The sequence below is a fragment of the Streptomyces sp. NPDC003011 genome, assembly GCF_053591515.1.
In genome coordinates this window covers 50691-66729 of sequence record NZ_JBSFTY010000026.1, presented here as the reverse complement: position 1 = coordinate 66729, position 16039 = coordinate 50691, and the positions used below count along the sequence as shown (strand labels likewise).

The window sequence follows — 16039 nt, the reverse complement described above, 5'->3', positions numbered from 1 at the left end:
AATGACCTGGGCGAGGTTCAGAGGGTCTGCGGCCGGTGCCGCACTCTCAGCGCTGTGGCGCTCCCCTGTCGGAATATGAAGATGTACTCAGACCATATGCAGATGTACTGACGCCGGTCAGACTACCTCTCGGTGGCCGCGAGCTGACCACACGCCCCGTCGATCTCCTGCCCACGGGTGTCCCGGACGGTCACCGGCACACCATGGGCGGCGATGGCCTCCACGAACGCCTTCTCGTCCTCGGGCCGGGAGGCGGTCCACTTCGACCCGGGCGTCGGGTTGAGCGGGATGAGATTGACGTGCACGGGCTTGCCCTTGAGCATCCGCCCGAGCCGGTCACCCCGCCATGCCTGGTCGTTGATGTCCCGGATCAGCGCGTACTCGATGGACAGCCGACGCCCGGAGTTCTCGACGTACTCGAAGCCGGCGTCGAGGACCTCGCGCACCTTCCACCGCGTGTTCACGGGGACGAGGGTGTCGCGCAGCTCGTCGTCGGGGGCGTGCAGCGAGATGGCGAGGCGGCACTTGAAGCCCTCGTCGGCGAAGCGGTGGATCGCCGGGACGAGACCGACCGTCGAGACGGTGATCCCGCGCTGCGACAGCCCGAGCCCGTCCGGCTCGGGGTCGGTGAGCCGCCGGATGGCTCCGACGACCCGGTTGTAGTTGGCCAGCGGTTCACCCATGCCCATGAACACGATGTTGCTCAGCCGCGCCGGACCGCCGGGAATCTCGCCGTCCCGCAGCGCCCGCATGCCGTCCACGATCTGGTGCACGATCTCCGCGGTGGACAGGTTCCGGTCCAGGCCCGCCTGCCCGGTCGCGCAGAACGGGCAGTTCATGCCGCAGCCCGCCTGGGAGCTGATGCACATGGTCACCCGGTCCGGGTAGCGCATGAGCACCGACTCGACGAGCGTCCCGTCGAACAGGCGCCACAGCGTCTTGCGGGTGGTGTCCTGGTCGGTCGACAAGTGCCGCACGACCGTCATCAGCTCGGGAAGCAACGCCTCCTGGAGCCGGCCGCGGGAGCCGGCCGGGATGTCGGTCCACTCCTGCGGATCGTGCGCGTACCGCGCGAAGTAGTGCTGCGAGAGCTGCTTGGCACGAAACGGCTTCTCACCGACCGCGGCGACCGCCTCCTTGCGCTCGGCGGGCGTGAGATCGGCAAGGTGCCGCGGCGGCTTCTTGGCTCCGCGCGGGGCGACGAAAGTGAGTTCTCCGGGTGCAGGCATATCCCTTCCAGTGTCGCAGATCAACTTGGGCAGCCCAGGCCAGAGCGGGGTGGGAGTGGTCACCCGTGGGTGCCGACTGTCAGCGTTGGTCGGCCTCGCACGGCCCAGGGACGGCCCAGGGCGCGTGCCCTAGGGGTGGGATGATCTCTTCCGGAGGGGTGCGAGTGGACATGCTTGAACTGATGGAGTGGCTGGCCGAGCGCGGCGTCACGACCGTCTTCAAGGTCGACGGCGACCGTGTGGCTGAGCAACAGGCAGCATGGATGGTCATCGTCAGCGGTGGGCCGCTCGGCGAGGACTCGTTCTTCCGTGCTGACCTGGTTACGGCAGACGCATGCCTTGAGTCGTTGCTCGCTCATCTGGAGAGCAAGGGCCTGTCACCGTTCGCTTGATCAGCGTGCCTCATGTACTCGTTGCCGCCGCTCGATGCGAACTGCGGCCGACTCTGCCCAGACGCTTGCATCCGTACCCAGGCGAACAATCTTTCAGTAACAGCCGAGCAGGTAATGCCGAGCACCGCTAGCCTTCGGCCGTGTCAAGCCGCTGCTCTTCTCGACGAGGTGCACATGCCCCCTCCGCCAAGCCAACCCCCTGTCTCGTTTGAGGAGTATCGCCTCTATTACGAGTCGACAGAAAAAGTCACCGAGAGACGGCTGGCCATGAACCGCTGGAATTACTCGATCTTAACAGCGAGCCTGCTGGCAATTGGCGTAGTTCTCGGATGGGCCTCCTCACACGACACTTTCCTTTTGGCGGGAATCGTCGGGATACTGGTACTAAGTGCCGTCGCATGCTTCATGTGCTTTTATTGGCTGAAACAGATCGATGACTTCAAGGCCCTCAATACTGCCAAGTTTGCGGTGCTAAACAATATGGCGCCGCTAGTAACATTCGAGGGACCCAACGGGCCAACGCCAGCAAAATCCTTCAACTGTTTCGACAAGGAGTGGCAAGAGCTGGCGACAGCCCAGGCTCTGCAATCCTCCTCGACAAATAGCTTTGTGCGCGGCCTGCGCTCTTCGAGCGCAGAGCGTTTCATCCCCCGAGCATTCGGCACAATCTTCGCCCTGATCTTCCTCTCCGTACTGACCTTCTCCGCCCTGAGCTGGAGCGATGTCACGGACCACCCGTCACCTTTCAGCAAGTCGGAAAAAGCCGAAAAGAAGAGTAAGTAATGGACCGCTACATCTACTCGATCATGCCAGTGTCATCAGATGATGATTACCACGAAAAACGGACAAGCTTGAGTGAAGTCGCAAGCGAATTCGAACTATCGGTGCACTTTCCACTAGATCGCGGCCTTCCTGAGATTGGCAAGGAATTCAACCTCGCGAGAGTCGTTGACGAAGTCAAGCAAGCAGCCTTGGTGATCGCCGACCTCTCACTCGAACGACCGAGTTGTTATTACGAGCTAGGGCTGGCCCAGGCGCTCGGTGCTCAGGTTGCCCTGGTGGCCGCATCGGGTACAAACGTTCATCAAGCTTTCGGAAGGAACTCGGTTTACGAATTCCGCAACCTGCAAGAATACCGGTCTACAGTGCACCGAATTTTGCAGAATTCAGGACTTGACGCATAGAGCGAAGCCGCTCGCCTCACTCGAGTCGAGGTCGGCGGAGCGGCTTTGGGCTGGAGCTGCTTTGGGGCGAGTGATCATGGCCCCGTAAGCTTCCGGCGAGTCGGGCAGTCTGTGGACCTGCCCGTTAAAGCACGACGTTGGGGCCATGATCTTAGAGGCTCGCCCCAAAGTGGCTGCCTAAAGCCGTGGAGCCGACCGCCCCAGCCACAGAGGGTGTCTCCCACTTCATGCCCGCAGCCGCCGAGCGCGCCGCCGGGCGCGGCCAGCCGGGGCGCAGACAGGAGGCAGGCCGCGCCGCAGAGGCGGCGCGCGCCCGCGCCGTGCGCGGGCCTTGATGAAGTAGGGAAAGTCTTATCCCGCTGGGATGCGGGCCTTCGACCTCGGCTACGCCGCTACATCGCTCGGCGCCTGGCCATGCTCGAGGTACACCGGGGCGCTCGCCGCTCGGGCATCGATCGCCGCAAGGATGCGTCGGGCTAGCCGAGGGATCGTCCGGTCCGCGATCTCGCTCGGGGCAACGAACGTGACGCTCTTCAGTTCCTCGGCCTGCGGGCGGATGCCCTCCACGGCCTCCGGGGCAAGCTCGCCGCCGTCGAACAGGTACAACACCTTGTCGCCCTCGGTAGTGCTGGGCGCCCAGTCCACGGCCAGGAGGCGGCCAAGCATCGGCGTGATGCCGAGTTCTTCCCGCACCTCGCGGCTGGCAGCCTGAAGCGGAGACTCACCGGTCTCGACGTAGCCCCCGGGGATGTCCCAGTAGTCCTTGTACGTGGGCACCACCATGAGGACGCGCCCGCCGGCATCGAAGAAAAGCGCACCCGCTGCCATACGCGGATGCGCCATCTTCGCTTCGTGCTCGTTCGCTGCCATGCAGCCGAGCGTACCCACCTACACCACGTGCAGCCGATCGGCGAGATCCGCCATGGCCCGGCTCGGTCGGCTGCGCTGGTTGCGTACCCACGTGAGTACGAGTTCGCGGGCCAGGTAGTGGCTCCGTACCTGCTCCGGTGCCCAAGACTCGGCTTCAAGGATCATCGCCAAGGCGTCGTCGATGCGGTTGTGTGCGCTGAGGGCACGGGCTACCTCGATGTTGTGCCGCGTCCGGCGCTCGGTCGGGAGGCTGCTGGTGTCGATACTCGACCCGAGGTCGGCGGCTACCTGCATGTCGCCCAGCTCGCCCGCGGTGGCCACACGGTGGATGTCGACGTTGGTCGGGCCGAAAGCGGTCCACATGTGGTTCGCGTCCTGCCCGAGTTGGCGGGCTGCCTGGTCGGCCTCGGCGAGGAACTCGCGCACGATCGAGCGCTCCTCCGCCCTGGCGGCTGCCATGGAACCAGCGAGGAAGAGCGTCCCGTAGATCGACAGGAACTCCGGGCTGGCCCCAGAGAGGCCCGGGCGAAGGTAGTCGGACGCATCACCGATGAGCTGCACGGCGGCGTCAAAGCGGCCAGTCGTCAGGAGGCAGTGGCCCACGGACCGGAAGAGCGAGCCGATGATCGCCGGGTCGCCGGACTGCTGCGCCGCGCTCAATCCGCGATCGGCGGCAATCCAAGCAAGGTCCACCTCGCCCACCTTCCCAAGGACCATGGCAGCGCTCTGGTACGTCAGCGCCAACAGCCCGTTGGCCTGCTCGCGCTCCCGGCCGTCGTAGGACTGCGCCGCGATGAGAGCGTCCGCCAGCACCAGGGGCAGGCGACGGGTGGCGAAGCCATAGCGGGAAGCCTGGTAGGCATCCATGATCTCTACGACGCTGGTGCGAAGCTCGTCCAGAGGCGTGGGGTCACCCTCGGTCGGCACCCCCAACAACGGCGTCAGCTGGCGGTAGTTCATCAGCGCCGACCGAAGTGCCGGCACCGTGCGGTTGCCGCTGTCGGCGGTCCACTCCATGAGGGTCGGCTCGGCAAGCAGGTCACCGAGGGACACGTCAAGGGCATCGGTCAGGGCCTTGATGACCGAGAGCCGGTCGAGCTCCATGCGGTTGTTCTCGGCCATGAACACCCGAACGGAGAGCGACTGACATGCCTGCCCGCGACCACTTCCACTCCGTCATGCGGATCGGCCCCGTGCAGATCGGCACCCACCGCGACCGCCACGGCCGCACCAAGCACGCCGCCGTGTGCACCAACGACCGCTGCGGCTGGTCCGCCGACTACTCCAGCCAGAGCGCCGCCCAGCTCGCCGCCCGCACCCACCGCTGCACCGCCCGATAGGAGGCCACCACCATGGACGTCCCCCTCTGGTTCGCCCTCGCCGCCGTCGGCTACCTCGGCATCAAGCTCATCCGCCCGCCGCTCTGGCTGGTCCTGGTGCTCCTACTGGGCGGCTACCTCATCGCCGACAGCCTCCTCGCCCCGGTCATCGACACCGCCATCAAGTAGGGAGCTCCGCCATGCTCCGCCCGAAGATCCCGACCAATCCCGCGCCGACCGGAGCCATCGTCCCCCTTCCGATCGAGCCGTCCTCCAACGACCAGCACCCGCCGACCACCGCCCCGGTTTCGGCTCCTGCATCCTCGCGCCCCACGGTGCAACTCACCCCGGGATCCGTGCTCGCCCTGGTCGGCGGCGGCACGGCCGTCGTCCTGATCGTGGGCGCCGTTCTTGTCTCCATGCTCCTCGCGGTCGCCATCACCGGCGCCTCGGTCGCCGTCTGCGCCCTGGTCATCCGCTCGCTCATCTCCTCCCAGCACCGCCGCTGAACGGTCCGGGGGCGACGCACAAGCCGCCAAGCACGCCGCCGCCTCTGGGACCGCGCACCGCCAGCCAACCGCCATCGCCAAGGAGAAGGTCATGGACGTGCACATGGTCGCAAGCGCCGCGCCGTTACTCGGCTGGGCCGTGCACGGCGGCATCCTCGCCCGCCGCCTCGCCTCCGCCCGCCGCGACCCGCTCACCGGCCTGCACACCCGCGCCGGATGGACCGCCCGCACCGAACACCTCATCCGCCGGCACTCCCGCGCGGCCGTGCTCCTGATCGACCTCGACCACTTCAAGACCCTCAACGACACCCACGGCCACGCCGCCGGGGACGCCGCCCTCGTCGAGACCGCCGACCGGCTGCGCGCCTGGTGCGGACGCAACGGCACCGCAGGTCGCCTGGGCGGAGACGAACCGTTGACTGAACTAACTCGATCATTTTCGCAGGTCAGACGGCCTTTCTGCTAGCTTCCCTGGATGCTTGAACGTGATCCCGAGAGGGAGTTAGCGAGCTTCGTGCTGCCCGAGGCCGGACAGTTGGCGGAGACGGGAGATCGGTGGAGGCCCTTTGTCCTCCTGGACGCGGACGGGGTCGAGATCGAACCCGTGGCTGCCTTCTTCGCGGAGCTGCTGGCTTGTGACAAGTCAGCAGCCACGATCCGGTCGTACGGAATGGATCTGCTGCGTTGGTGGCGCTTCCTGTGGGGCTGGGGTGTCGCTTGGGACCGTGCAGACCGGTCGGACGCTCGGGACTTCGCCCGCTGGATGAAGATCGCGAACAAGCCCGCACCGCTGCACTGGCGCCACCGACGGGACATCAAGACAGAGACAGCACCAAAGCCAGTACCGGAGCAGCTGCCTCCCGGAGCCCCCAATCCGATCACGGGAAAGTCGTCACCAGGGCTGAGATACGCGCCGACAACGCGAGCGCACTGCGAGACCGTCCTGCGGGCCTTCTACGACTTCCACCTCTCCGAGGGAACCGGGCCGATCCTGAACCCGTTTCCACTGGATCGCTCCCGGCGCCATGGCAGGGCACATGCTCACCACAACCCTGACGAGCGGTTTCGCCACGAACGGCAGGGCCGCTACCGGCCGGCCATCCCCAAGCGAGCACTTCGGCGGATCCCCAACGCGATGTTCAACGCGCTGTTCGCCGCGCTGAAGCACGACCGTGATCGAGCTCTGCTGGCGTTCTGGGTTTCCAACGGTGCTCGCGCTGAGGAACTGCTCACCAGCCGGCAACGCGACGCGCTGCCCGGCCAACAAATCCTGGGGGTGGTCCGCAAGGGGAGCCGGGCCTATCAACAACTCCCCTGCTCAGCAGACGCTTTCGTCTGGCTACGGCTCTATCAGGAGAGCGCCTGGCGGGCTGGGGTGCCGCGCGGACAGAATGAGGGGTTGTGGTGGACGTTGCGCCGCCCGTGGCGCCCCCTGAACTATCCGGCGGCCCGTGCGATGTTCAACCGAGCCAACAGTTTGCTCGGTACGAACTGGACTCTCCACGATCTTCGACACACCGCCGCCTACCGGCTGGCGAGGGATCCGAAGATGCCGCTGACCGACGTGCAGTGGGTGCTCGGTCATGCACACCTGTCGACGACACAGCTCTATCTTCCGGCCGACCGGGACGAGGTGATCGAACATGTTCGGGCACACCATGCCCGACGGGCCAAGTCCGCCGAGCGGACTCCCGCGCCTCCGGCAGCCGGCTACAACCCTGAATCCCTCAACAACCTCTTCGGGACTGCCTGGTGACACCTACGGAGACCATGTCCGTCACGACGCATGTCGCACCTCCCGCGTCCCTGAGCCTGGCCGGCGAGGCATTGAAAGCCGTCGCGTTGCGCTTCCCGCCCAGACCCGCGGAGGACGACTGGCCGACCACTGCATGCGAGCGAGCCGACATCCTGGCTCGTCTGGAGCAACCTCCTCTGCGACCGACGGACGTGAAGCAGCACCGAGCTCGGATCCGCGGAGCTCGCCAGACCTTGCAGTGGCTAGAAAATTTCCCGGGGGCCACCTGGCAGCAGCGCTGGAACGCCAGTCCCGCGAGCACGCGTCCTGGCAACGACTGGGCCCGATTGGCACCCGAGTGGATCGGAACGGCTGCTGGCCCCTCACAACGGCAGGCATTGTCGGGAGGGCTGCTGAGCCTGATCTGCGCAGACGTTGTCAGGCCCGCCCTCCCCTGGCTGCTGTCACGGACCTCGGCCAACATGACGAGCCTGCGGATCGGGCTGATCCCTGCCCGTGACCCGGAAGGATTCGCCCAGCTTGAAGCGATGGTCGAATCTGCCACGTGGTCCTCCAAGGTCGGGCGTGATGCCCTGCACTCCCTGGTCAAGATCGTGTCCGCCAAGGGCGGCACCTTGGCGGACATCACCGTCGGCGACGCCGTGGAGTATCTCGCCGCACTCAAAGCAGCGAACGCCAAAACTCGCGGCAACACCCCCTTCTACGCCTGGCTGCGAGAGTTGGGCACCCTGCCTGCAGAAGCACCCAGCTCGTTGCGCTACCTGGCCAACACCAGTGGTCAGGTGTCGATGGAGCAGCTCGTCGACCGGTTCGGCGTCCGCTGCCGCCCAGTCAGAGATCTCTTGGTGGACTACCTCAAAGAGCGGCAGCCAGGTCTCGACTACACGTCCCTGAACAACTTGTCCCGGCACCTGGCCAGCAACTTCTGGGGCGACCTGGAACAACATCATCCGGGAATCGACTCTCTCCACCTGGCGCCCGAGGTGAGCGCGGCCTGGAAGCAGAGATGCCGGACCCGCATCGAACGGCGTCGCCAGCCAGACGGCAAAGCGCGTGAAGTAGTGACCGGACGGGCCAATGTCGCCAGCATCATGATCTCCGTCCGCGCGTTCTATCTCGACATCGCCCAGTGGGCTATCGATGAGCCGGCGCGCTGGGGGCTGTGGGCGGTACCGAGTCCGATCAAGGACGCGGATGTCGCCGTCGTGAAGGACAACAAGCGGCGCAAAGCTCGGATGGACCACCGGACGCGGGAACGACTTCCGGCTTTGCCCGCTGTCGCCCGAGCGGCTTCAACATGCCTGAAAGAGGCCAAAGCCCGACTACAGGCTCTGATGGACACCCCGCCAGGTGGTCAGTTCGCTTTCGCGGGCGCCACCTTCAGGCGGGCAGCGAAGGATGGAACGACCTGGGCGGTGAACATCGCCACCGGCCGGCGCGTTGACCTGGCGCTCGCGGAGAGTCGCGCGTTCTGGGCCTGGGCGATGGTCGAGTTTCTTCAGCACACCGGTGTCCGCATCGAGGAGATGCTGGAGGCCAGCCATCACAGTCTGATCCAGTACAGACTGCCTACCACTGGCGAGATTGTCCCCTCCTGCAGATCGCGCCGTCCAAAACCGACGAGGAACGAGTCATCCTGGTCAGCCCGGAGCTCGCCGATGTGCTCAGTGCGATCATCGCCCGTGTCCGCGACCCACGCACCGGTGCCGTCCCCTACGTCTCCAGCTATGACATGGCCGAGAAGACCTGGAATCCCCAGATGCCACTGCTTTTCCAGTGGTGCCGCAGCGGCGAGAGTTCCCGCCTCTCCCCGAAGCTCCTGCGCCAAGCACTCCAAGAGGTCATGGCCTCCACGAATCTGACCGACTCAGCCGGACAGCCCTTGGACTTCTCGCCCCATGACTTTCGGCGGATCTTCATCACCGATGCCATCCGCAGCGGCCTTCCCCCACACATCGCGCAGGTCATCGCCGGGCACACCAGCATCAACACGACCATGGGATACAACGCCATCTACCCCGGCGAGGCCATCGAAGCCCATCGCGCGTTCATCGCCCGGCGCCGAGCACTCCGCCCCAGCGAGGAATACCGAACCCCCACCAACGAGGAATGGGATGCCTTCCTCGGGCACTTCGAGCGACGCAAACTGTCCATCGGAATCTGCGCTCGCGCATTCGGAACTCCCTGCATCCACGAACACGCGTGTATTCGATGCTCCATGCTCCGACCGGATCCGGCTCAGAGACACCGCCTCGTCGAGATCCGCGACAACCTGATCGCCCGAATCACCGAAGCAGAACAGGAGGGATGGCTCGGTGAGATCGAAGGACTCCAAGTCAGCCTCGCCAGCGCAGAGGAGAAGCTCATCCAGCTCGATGCAGAGCAAGCCCGTCAACGCCAAGTGATCGATCTGGGCATGCCCAGCTTCAGCCAGATCGCGACACGAATCAGTACGGCAAGAGGACCTTCAAGTTAGCCGAGCCTCATCCACGCGAATGATCTACACCACCCCGGCGCAGGCCACGACCCTCGCTCTACGGGCGGCGGGCCAGCAAATGAGTGTCGAGGAAACCCCGCTCGGAAGCTGGGTCGTGGAGCAACCGAGCAAATGTGACGAGACCGGCCCCGGCCAGCAACTCGGCAAACTGCTCCGCCGGCCAGCTATAGGCGGGCGTCACCTTGTGGTCGAAGCGAACCGGCTCCGGTCCCTCGGTCCCGAAGAAGGACACCAAGAGCAGGCCCCCTGGTGCCAAGGCACGCACCTGCTCGGCGAGCAGCGCGGGCAATTCTCCAGGTGGGGTATGGATCATCGAGTAGTGGGACAGCACTCCGCCCAGCGCACCGTCCTCGACCGGCAGGGCCTCCATCCGCGCTTCGTCGAACCGCAGCGCCGGATGGGCCCGCCGGGCGTGGGCGACCATGGCTGGGGAGAGGTCGAGCCCGAAGGCGTCCAGCCCCAAGTCATGCAGCATCGCCGTCACATGACCGGGGCCGCACCCGACGTCGGCTACCCGCAGGTTCCCCGTGCCACGCACGAGCTCGGCGAAAGTGCCGATCATGTTCCGCGCGAACGGGTGCGTCTCCAGCCCATTGGCGAACATCGACGCGTACAGATCGACGACCCCGTCGTAGGCCGCCCTCATCTCGTCCTGGTGTCCTAACACGGGAAGGAAACTAACACCCGCGCCGTTCGCAGCCATTCTCCGGCCCCACACCGGTTCCCTCAGGACTGATCATCCCGTCACCTGATCACGGGACGCTCTCGTTAGTTCAGAGAAGAATTCGTCGCCGTCGTCCGGGACCTGGCCGCCGCCGACCTCGACGCGCTCACTGCCGCACTGCACCGGCCGCTGCACTACGCCGGCGTCTCGCTGCCGCTGGCCGCTTCGGTCGGCGCCTGCCCCATCGCCGAACTTCCGGTGCCCACCCTGACCGACGCGCTCGCCGCCGCCGACGCTGCCATGTACGCCGCGAAAGGCCGTGCCCGCCGAGGTTCCCGCGCCTCTCGCTGACCGGCCACCGGGTGGCGCACAAGCCGCCAAGCACGCCGCCACCCGGGGCCGTTCCTTCCAACCGCAATCGAAAGGAACCACCAGCATGACGCACCGCACCCGCCCGCCGTCCCGCATCTGCCCGGACTGCGACGGCCAGGCCTCCGCCGCCATCACCCTCGGCGGCCGTGACCACCGGGGTCACCTGCGCACCATCACCGCCAACTGCCCGGCCTGCCACGGCACCGGCACCGCTCGTACCCGCCGCACGCAGGAGGGCGCCCGTGCCTGACCTGCTTCGCGACCCGGCCACCCTCAGCGACCTGCTGAGGGTGGCTTCGGCCGACGACTTCGACCGCTGGCACGAGCAGATCCGCCGCACCGGTGGCTGCGCCGACCCCATCCACCTCACCGGCTGGACCCTCACCAAGGACAAGACCACCGGCGAGACTCTGCACCACTACTCCACCGAGACCGAGCCCGGCGGACGCCTCCGCCTCGCCTGCGGAAACCGCCGCGCCTCCCGCTGCCCCTCCTGCGCCTTCACCTACGCGGGCGACACCTATCACCTCATCCGCGCAGGGCTCGCCGGGGACGACCGTCGCGACATCCCCGCCACCGTCCGCGACCACCCCCGCGTCTTCGCCACCCTCACCGCCCCCTCGTTCGGCCCGGTCCACAACCGTCCTGACCATGGCATCTGCCGCTGCGGCACCCGCCACCGCGAGGATGACCCAGCACTCGGCACGGCCCTCGACCCGGCCACGTACGACTACGCGGGCACCGTCCTCTTCAACAACCACGCAGGCAACCTGTGGCAGCGCTTCACCACCCGCCTCCGCCGCGAGATCGCCGCCCGCGCCGGACTCACCCGCCGCGAACTCGCCGACCACGCACGCATCTCCTACGGCAAGGTCGCCGAGTTCCAGAAGCGCGGCGCCCTGCACTTCCACGCCGTCATCCGCATCGACGGCCCCGACGGACCAAACACCCCACCTCCGGCCTGGGCCACCGTGCAGCTGCTCGACGACGCGATCCACGCCGCCGCAGCCCACTCCTACACCTCGGTCTCTGCGCCGGCCGTGCCAGACCAGCCCGCCCGCACGTTCCGCTGGGGCACACAGCTCGACGTCCGCCCGATCAAGGCCTTCGGCGACGGCTCCGACATCACCGAACAAGCCGTCGCCTCCTACGTCGCCAAGTACGCCACCAAAGCCGCCGAGAACACCGGAACCCTCGACCGCCGCATCGGCGAACTCTCCGAACTCGACCGCCACCAGGTCCCCGACCACACCCGCCGCCTGATCAAAGCCTGCAAGCAGCTCGACCCGCTTTACCCCGACCGGCGCCTGTGGGCCTGGGCGCACATGCTCGGCTTCCGCGGCCACTTCTCCTCCAAGTCCCGCCGCTACTCCACCACCCTCGGCGAACTCCGCCAGGCCCGCGCCGACTTCCGCGCCGCCCAGGAACGCGAAGCCCTCGGCCTGGAGGACCACGAGCCCGACACCGTGCTGGTCCTGGCCGACTGGCAGTACGCCGGGCACGGCCACACCCCCGGCGAATCCGTCCTCGCCGAAACCATCGCCCGCGACCTCCAACACAACCGCGAAACCGCCCGCGAAGCCCTGCGCGACCAGCTCGCCCTGGAAGGAGCCACCGCATGACCATCCGCACGCTCCCCGAGCGGTACCTGACTCCTGCCGATGTCGCCGACCTTCTCGGCGTCCCGGTCGAGACCCTGTACCAGTGGCGGCGCAAGCGCACCGGTCCCCCGGCCTTCCGTGTTGGTCGGCATCTCCGCTACGACCCGGCCCGGCTCCGTCAGTGGGTCGACGGTCTGACTGAGGTGGCTGCCTGATGGCCGGACACGTCCAAGACCGCTGGTATAAGACCGAGCTGGGTCCGAACGGCAAGCCGGTCAAGGTCAAGACCGAGCGCTACGGCAACGGGCTCCGATACCGCGCCCGGTACGTCGGTCCGGACGGCACCGAGAAGAGCAGGTCATTCCCAGACCGCCAGAAGCGCCGGGCGGAAGAGTGGCTGACCGAGACAGCTGCCGACATGTCCCGCGGTCAGTACGTCGATCCAAAGGCGGCCCGGATCACGTTCCAGCAGTACGCGGAACGCTGGATCGCCGGTCAGACGACCGACCCGACCACGCGCATCGCCGTGGAAACGCGCCTCCGCCTGCACGCCTTCCCTCGCATCGGGGCCCGGCCGCTGGGGTCCTTCCGTCCGGTCCACATCCGCGAGTTCGTGCGCGACCTCGAGCACGACCCGATGGCCGGCACCTACGCCCGCACCATCTACGCCAACGTCCGGGCAGTCCTGTCGGCCTCCGTCGACGACGGCCACCTCGCCCGGAATCCGTGCTCGGCGGCCTCCGTCCGCCCGCCCGCCATCTCCGCCGCCCGGGTCGTGCCCTGGCTCCCCTCCCAGGTGCGCGCGGTCCGCGACGCCCTGCCCGAGCGCTACCGGGCCATGGTCGACGTCGGCAGCGGCTGCGGCCTCCGGCAGGGCGAGATCCTGGGCCTGGCCGAAGACGCCGTGCGACTCGACAGGGACACCCTTCGGGTCACCGCTCAGGTCAAGTTGATCCGGGGCGTCGCCGTCTTCGCCCCGCCCAAGGGCAACAAGGAGCGGGACGTTCCGCTGCCGTCCTCCGTTGCCTCGGCCTTGCGGCGGCACATCGAGAAGCACTCGCCTCTGGGCATCAAGCTGCCGTGGATGAGGCCGGATGGGCCTCTCGTCGAGCGGCGTCTGATTTTCACCAACACCGCCGACGGGATCGTTTGGCGGAGCAACTTCAACATCCACGAGTGGAAGCCCGCTCTTGCGGCCGCCGGCCTTATCCCGACTCCCGAACCCGGCGAGCCGTATGCCTCCGCCCGGCAGCACGGAATGCATGCCCTGCGCCACTTCTACGCCTCGGTCCTCCTGGACGCGGGCGAGAGCATCAAGGCCGTGAGCGAGTACCTCGGGCACTCCGATCCCGCGATGACGCTGCGGGTGTACGCCCACCTGATGCCGAGCAGTAACGAGCGCGCCCGCCGGGCCCTGGATGGTGTCTTCGGCACGGCCCAGGAGCCCTGACGGCCCAGAGACGGCCCACCAGGCGTAAGACGGCCCCCTACTGGCGACAAACTCGCTGGTAGGGGGCTTCTTCGTACCCGCAGAACATGAGTTCTCCGGGTGCAGGCATAACCCTTCCAGTGTCGCAGATCTCCGGCAGTGACCCGGGCCGCCGGAATCCGGGCGCCCGGCAGGCCCCGCCACCGCGTGGCCGCCGCCGCACCACCGCCTCGGAATGGTCCGGGAACGCGTCAGACATCGATCGTCCCGCTGGACGAACGGGAATGTCCTCGCCCGGAACGACAGGGGCCCCCGCCGAAGCGAGGGCCCCACGAAGACGAAGACGAAGACGACGTACGACGGTCAGCCGGACCCGACGAAGAGCACCAGCAGCAGCCACACCACCGGCGCCGTCGGCAGCAACGAGTCCAGCCGGTCCATGATGCCGCCGTGCCCCGGCAGCAGCGTGCCCATGTCCTTGATGCCCAGGTCCCGCTTGATCATCGACTCGCCGAGGTCACCCAGCGTGGCACTGGCCGCGACCGCGAACCCCAGCACCAGGCCCTGCCACCAGATGCCGTCGTCGATCAGGAAGTGCATGCACAGCGCGCCCGCGACCATCGCGAACGACACCGCGCCCAGCAGGCCCTCGCGGGTCTTGCCGGGACTGATCCGCGGAGCGAGCTTGTGCTTGCCGAAGCGCCAGCCGACGGCGTACGCGCCGGTGTCGCTGACGACGGTCAGGAGCAGGAACGTCAGCACGCGACGCGACCCGTCGTCGGCCGTGAGCATCATGGAGACGAAGGTCGCCAGGAACGGGACGTAGAACGCGGCGAAGACACCCGCGGTGACGTCCTTGAGGTAGCCCTCCGGCGGTTCGGTCATCCGCCAGACCAGGACGGCCAGCGCGGTGAGCGCCATCGCCACCCACGCGCCCTCGGCGCCCCGGACGTACCCGGAGACGACCATGGCAGCACCACCGAGCGCCAGCGGGACGAGGGGCGCCTTGATGCCCTTGCGCTCCTCCAGCCGCCGGGTCAGCTCCCACAGGCCCACCACGACGGCGACCGCCACCACGCCGACGAACGCGGCCTTGACGACGAACAGGGACGCGACGATCACCACGCCGAGCCCGACCCCGACCCCTATGGCCGCACCCAGGTCACGGCCCGCGCTCTTCTTCTGCGGCGCGGACGCCGGCTGCGAGGCGTCGGGCATGGGCTCCGGATTCTGCGGCACCGCCCCGTAGGGCCGGGCCTGCGGCGTGTCGTAGGGCCCGTGGGTGAGGGCCTGCGGCGTGTCGTAAGGCCCGTGGGTGAGGGCCTGCGGCGTGTCGTAAGGCCCGTGGGCGGGTGCCTGCGGCGTGTCGTAATGCGGCGGAGTCCGCTGGGCGTCGTACGACTGCGTCTGCGGCGTCTCCTCGCGGAACAAGGGGCCGCTCAGCCGAGCGGGCCCCCGGTCGTCATCCTGGTCTCCGCCGTACGCGGGTACCTCGGGCACGATGGGCATGGGGCGAGTGTGCTGCGCGTCATGCGCATCGTACGCGGGACCCGCCGGGGCCGCCCCCTGGACAGGCCCCCGGTCGGACGGCCCCCAGTACCCGGTGGGTGGCGGCGCTCCCCAGGAAGAGTCGTTCATCAGACCTCGAGCAGCTCCGCTTCCTTGTGCTTGAGGAGCTCGTCCACCTGGGCGACGTACTTGTGGGTGGTGTCGTCGAGCTCCTTCTCCGCACGGCGGCCCTCGTCCTCACCGACCTCGCCGTCCTTGACGAGCTTGTCGATGGCGTCCTTGGCCTTGCGGCGCACCGCGCGGATGGAGACCTTGCTGTCCTCGGCCTTGCTCCGGGCGACCTTGATGTAGTCGCGCCGGCGCTCCTCGGTGAGCTCGGGGAACACCACTCGGATGATGTTGCCGTCGTTGCTCGGGTTGACGCCCAGGTCGGAGTCGCGGATCGCCTGCTCGATGTTGCGCAGCGCGCTCTTGTCGAACGGCGTCACGACCGCCATGCGCGGCTCCGGCACGGAGAACGAAGCCAGCTGGTTGATCGGCGTCGGCGCACCGTAGTAGTCGGCCACGATCTTGTTGAACATCGCCGGGTGCGCACGGCCGGTGCGGATCGCGGCGAAGTCCTCCTTGGCGACCACGACGGCCTTCTCCATCTTCTCCTCGGCCTCGAGGAGGGTCTCTTCGATCACCACTTGCTCCTGCGTGTCTTGA

The 16039-nt window shown here is 67.3% G+C and carries 19 protein-coding genes; 13 read left to right on the top strand and 6 right to left on the bottom strand.

The window, feature by feature from the left end; translation table 11 throughout:
* Window positions 1–122: 122 nt before the first annotated feature.
* Window positions 123–1229: a 23S rRNA (adenine(2503)-C(2))-methyltransferase RlmN gene (gene rlmN, locus ACWD0J_RS15825; protein ID WP_451496371.1), complete on the bottom strand. Its 1107-nt coding sequence runs from the start codon at window positions 1227–1229 to the stop codon at window positions 123–125.
* A gap of 170 nt (window positions 1230–1399) precedes the next feature.
* On the opposite strand from rlmN, the gene ACWD0J_RS15820 reads away from it, so the two are divergent.
* The 3 genes from ACWD0J_RS15820 (at window position 1400) to ACWD0J_RS15810 (ending at window position 2805) form a co-directional block, all read left to right on the top strand.
* Window positions 1400–1621, top strand: a complete 222-nt coding sequence (locus ACWD0J_RS15820; protein ID WP_451496370.1) for a hypothetical protein — start codon at window positions 1400–1402, stop codon at window positions 1619–1621.
* A gap of 174 nt (window positions 1622–1795) precedes the next feature.
* Window positions 1796–2404, top strand: coding sequence for a RipA family octameric membrane protein (locus ACWD0J_RS15815; protein WP_451496369.1), 609 nt, complete (start codon window positions 1796–1798; stop codon window positions 2402–2404).
* Window positions 2404–2805, top strand: a complete 402-nt coding sequence (locus ACWD0J_RS15810) for a hypothetical protein (RefSeq protein WP_451496368.1) — start codon at window positions 2404–2406, stop codon at window positions 2803–2805. Before ACWD0J_RS15815 ends, ACWD0J_RS15810 begins: the two co-directional genes overlap by 1 nt.
* Before the next feature lie 384 nt (window positions 2806–3189).
* On the opposite strand, the gene ACWD0J_RS15805 is transcribed toward ACWD0J_RS15810, so the two are convergent.
* Both ACWD0J_RS15805 and ACWD0J_RS15800 read right to left on the bottom strand, forming a co-directional pair.
* Complete coding sequence (locus ACWD0J_RS15805) at window positions 3190–3675, bottom strand: NUDIX domain-containing protein (protein WP_451496367.1); 486 nt, start codon at window positions 3673–3675, stop codon at window positions 3190–3192.
* 18 nt (window positions 3676–3693) lie between these two features.
* Window positions 3694–4797, bottom strand: coding sequence for a helix-turn-helix domain-containing protein (locus ACWD0J_RS15800; RefSeq protein WP_451496366.1), 1104 nt, complete (start codon window positions 4795–4797; stop codon window positions 3694–3696).
* Between the two features lie 26 nt (window positions 4798–4823).
* On the opposite strand from ACWD0J_RS15800, the gene ACWD0J_RS15795 reads away from it, so the two are divergent.
* From ACWD0J_RS15795 to ACWD0J_RS15770, 6 genes are all read left to right on the top strand, one after another.
* A complete protein-coding gene (locus ACWD0J_RS15795; protein WP_143614700.1) occupies window positions 4824–5015 on the top strand; it encodes a mobile element transfer protein in 192 nt (63 codons plus the stop codon).
* Window positions 5016–5027: 12 nt separating this feature from the next.
* A complete protein-coding gene (locus ACWD0J_RS15790; RefSeq protein WP_093746058.1) occupies window positions 5028–5183 on the top strand; it encodes a hypothetical protein in 156 nt (51 codons plus the stop codon).
* Window positions 5184–5194: 11 nt separating this feature from the next.
* Entirely contained in the window at window positions 5195–5503 is a 309-nt protein-coding gene (locus ACWD0J_RS15785; protein WP_451496365.1) for a SpdD-like protein, read from the top strand.
* A gap of 91 nt (window positions 5504–5594) precedes the next feature.
* Entirely contained in the window at window positions 5595–5969 is a 375-nt protein-coding gene (locus tag ACWD0J_RS15780; RefSeq protein WP_451496364.1) for a GGDEF domain-containing protein, read from the top strand.
* Window positions 5970–5978: 9 nt separating this feature from the next.
* Window positions 5979–7259: a tyrosine-type recombinase/integrase gene (locus ACWD0J_RS15775; RefSeq protein ID WP_451496363.1), complete on the top strand. Its 1281-nt coding sequence runs from the start codon at window positions 5979–5981 to the stop codon at window positions 7257–7259.
* 1660 nt (window positions 7260–8919) lie between these two features.
* The gene (locus ACWD0J_RS15770) at window positions 8920–9735 is read left to right on the top strand and encodes a tyrosine-type recombinase/integrase (protein WP_451496362.1); all 816 of its coding nucleotides are present in this window, start codon (window positions 8920–8922) and stop codon (window positions 9733–9735) included.
* Between the two features lie 58 nt (window positions 9736–9793).
* Here ACWD0J_RS15770 and ACWD0J_RS15765 read toward each other — a convergent pair whose 3' ends face one another.
* Window positions 9794–10423, bottom strand: a complete 630-nt coding sequence (locus ACWD0J_RS15765; RefSeq protein ID WP_451496361.1) for a class I SAM-dependent methyltransferase — start codon at window positions 10421–10423, stop codon at window positions 9794–9796.
* Window positions 10424–10856: 433 nt separating this feature from the next.
* Between ACWD0J_RS15765 and ACWD0J_RS15760 the strand changes: the two genes are divergently transcribed.
* From ACWD0J_RS15760 to ACWD0J_RS15745, 4 genes are read left to right on the top strand one after another with little or no spacing between them, the layout of a single operon-like run.
* Window positions 10857–11042 (top strand): hypothetical protein, encoded by a 186-nt coding sequence (locus tag ACWD0J_RS15760; protein ID WP_451496360.1) that lies wholly within the window; start codon window positions 10857–10859, stop codon window positions 11040–11042.
* Window positions 11035–12414 (top strand): replication initiator protein RepSA, encoded by a 1380-nt coding sequence (gene repSA / locus ACWD0J_RS15755; protein WP_451496359.1) that lies wholly within the window; start codon window positions 11035–11037, stop codon window positions 12412–12414. Before ACWD0J_RS15760 ends, repSA begins: the two co-directional genes overlap by 8 nt.
* Entirely contained in the window at window positions 12411–12608 is a 198-nt protein-coding gene (locus tag ACWD0J_RS15750; RefSeq protein ID WP_451496358.1) for a helix-turn-helix transcriptional regulator, read from the top strand. Before repSA ends, ACWD0J_RS15750 begins: the two co-directional genes overlap by 4 nt.
* Window positions 12608–13843 (top strand): tyrosine-type recombinase/integrase, encoded by a 1236-nt coding sequence (locus ACWD0J_RS15745; RefSeq protein ID WP_451496357.1) that lies wholly within the window; start codon window positions 12608–12610, stop codon window positions 13841–13843. Before ACWD0J_RS15750 ends, ACWD0J_RS15745 begins: the two co-directional genes overlap by 1 nt.
* 342 nt (window positions 13844–14185) lie before the next feature.
* Here the strand turns inward: ACWD0J_RS15745 and ACWD0J_RS15740 are convergent, their stop codons facing one another.
* Window positions 14186–15460 carry a phosphatidate cytidylyltransferase gene (locus ACWD0J_RS15740; protein ID WP_451496356.1) on the bottom strand — a complete coding sequence of 425 codons (1275 nt, stop codon included), beginning with the start codon at window positions 15458–15460 and terminating at the stop codon, window positions 14186–14188.
* Window positions 15460–16017, bottom strand: coding sequence for a ribosome recycling factor (frr, locus tag ACWD0J_RS15735; protein ID WP_451496355.1), 558 nt, complete (start codon window positions 16015–16017; stop codon window positions 15460–15462). The genes ACWD0J_RS15740 and frr overlap by 1 nt, the downstream gene beginning before the upstream one ends.
* Between the last annotated feature and the right edge of the window lie 22 nt (window positions 16018–16039).

What these genes read in the sequence shown, in the direction of transcription:
- rlmN (WP_451496371.1), bottom strand. Translation starts at nt 1,229, where the DNA reads ATGCCTGCACCCGGAGAACTCACTTTCGTCGCCCCGCGCGGAGCCAAG.
- ACWD0J_RS15760 (WP_451496360.1), top strand. Translation starts at nt 10,857, where the DNA reads ATGACGCACCGCACCCGCCCGCCGTCCCGCATCTGCCCGGACTGCGAC.
- ACWD0J_RS15800 (WP_451496366.1), bottom strand. Translation starts at nt 4,797, where the DNA reads ATGGCCGAGAACAACCGCATGGAGCTCGACCGGCTCTCGGTCATCAAG.
- ACWD0J_RS15780 (WP_451496364.1), top strand. Translation starts at nt 5,595, where the DNA reads ATGGACGTGCACATGGTCGCAAGCGCCGCGCCGTTACTCGGCTGGGCC.
- ACWD0J_RS15775 (WP_451496363.1), top strand. Translation starts at nt 5,979, where the DNA reads ATGCTTGAACGTGATCCCGAGAGGGAGTTAGCGAGCTTCGTGCTGCCC.
- ACWD0J_RS15740 (WP_451496356.1), bottom strand. Translation starts at nt 15,460, where the DNA reads ATGAACGACTCTTCCTGGGGAGCGCCGCCACCCACCGGGTACTGGGGG.
- ACWD0J_RS15785 (WP_451496365.1), top strand. Translation starts at nt 5,195, where the DNA reads ATGCTCCGCCCGAAGATCCCGACCAATCCCGCGCCGACCGGAGCCATC.
- ACWD0J_RS15815 (WP_451496369.1), top strand. Translation starts at nt 1,796, where the DNA reads ATGCCCCCTCCGCCAAGCCAACCCCCTGTCTCGTTTGAGGAGTATCGC.
- ACWD0J_RS15820 (WP_451496370.1), top strand. Translation starts at nt 1,400, where the DNA reads ATGCTTGAACTGATGGAGTGGCTGGCCGAGCGCGGCGTCACGACCGTC.
- ACWD0J_RS15790 (WP_093746058.1), top strand. Translation starts at nt 5,028, where the DNA reads ATGGACGTCCCCCTCTGGTTCGCCCTCGCCGCCGTCGGCTACCTCGGC.
- ACWD0J_RS15750 (WP_451496358.1), top strand. Translation starts at nt 12,411, where the DNA reads ATGACCATCCGCACGCTCCCCGAGCGGTACCTGACTCCTGCCGATGTC.
- ACWD0J_RS15745 (WP_451496357.1), top strand. Translation starts at nt 12,608, where the DNA reads ATGGCCGGACACGTCCAAGACCGCTGGTATAAGACCGAGCTGGGTCCG.
- ACWD0J_RS15805 (WP_451496367.1), bottom strand. Translation starts at nt 3,675, where the DNA reads ATGGCAGCGAACGAGCACGAAGCGAAGATGGCGCATCCGCGTATGGCA.
- ACWD0J_RS15810 (WP_451496368.1), top strand. Translation starts at nt 2,404, where the DNA reads ATGGACCGCTACATCTACTCGATCATGCCAGTGTCATCAGATGATGAT.
- ACWD0J_RS15795 (WP_143614700.1), top strand. Translation starts at nt 4,824, where the DNA reads ATGCCTGCCCGCGACCACTTCCACTCCGTCATGCGGATCGGCCCCGTG.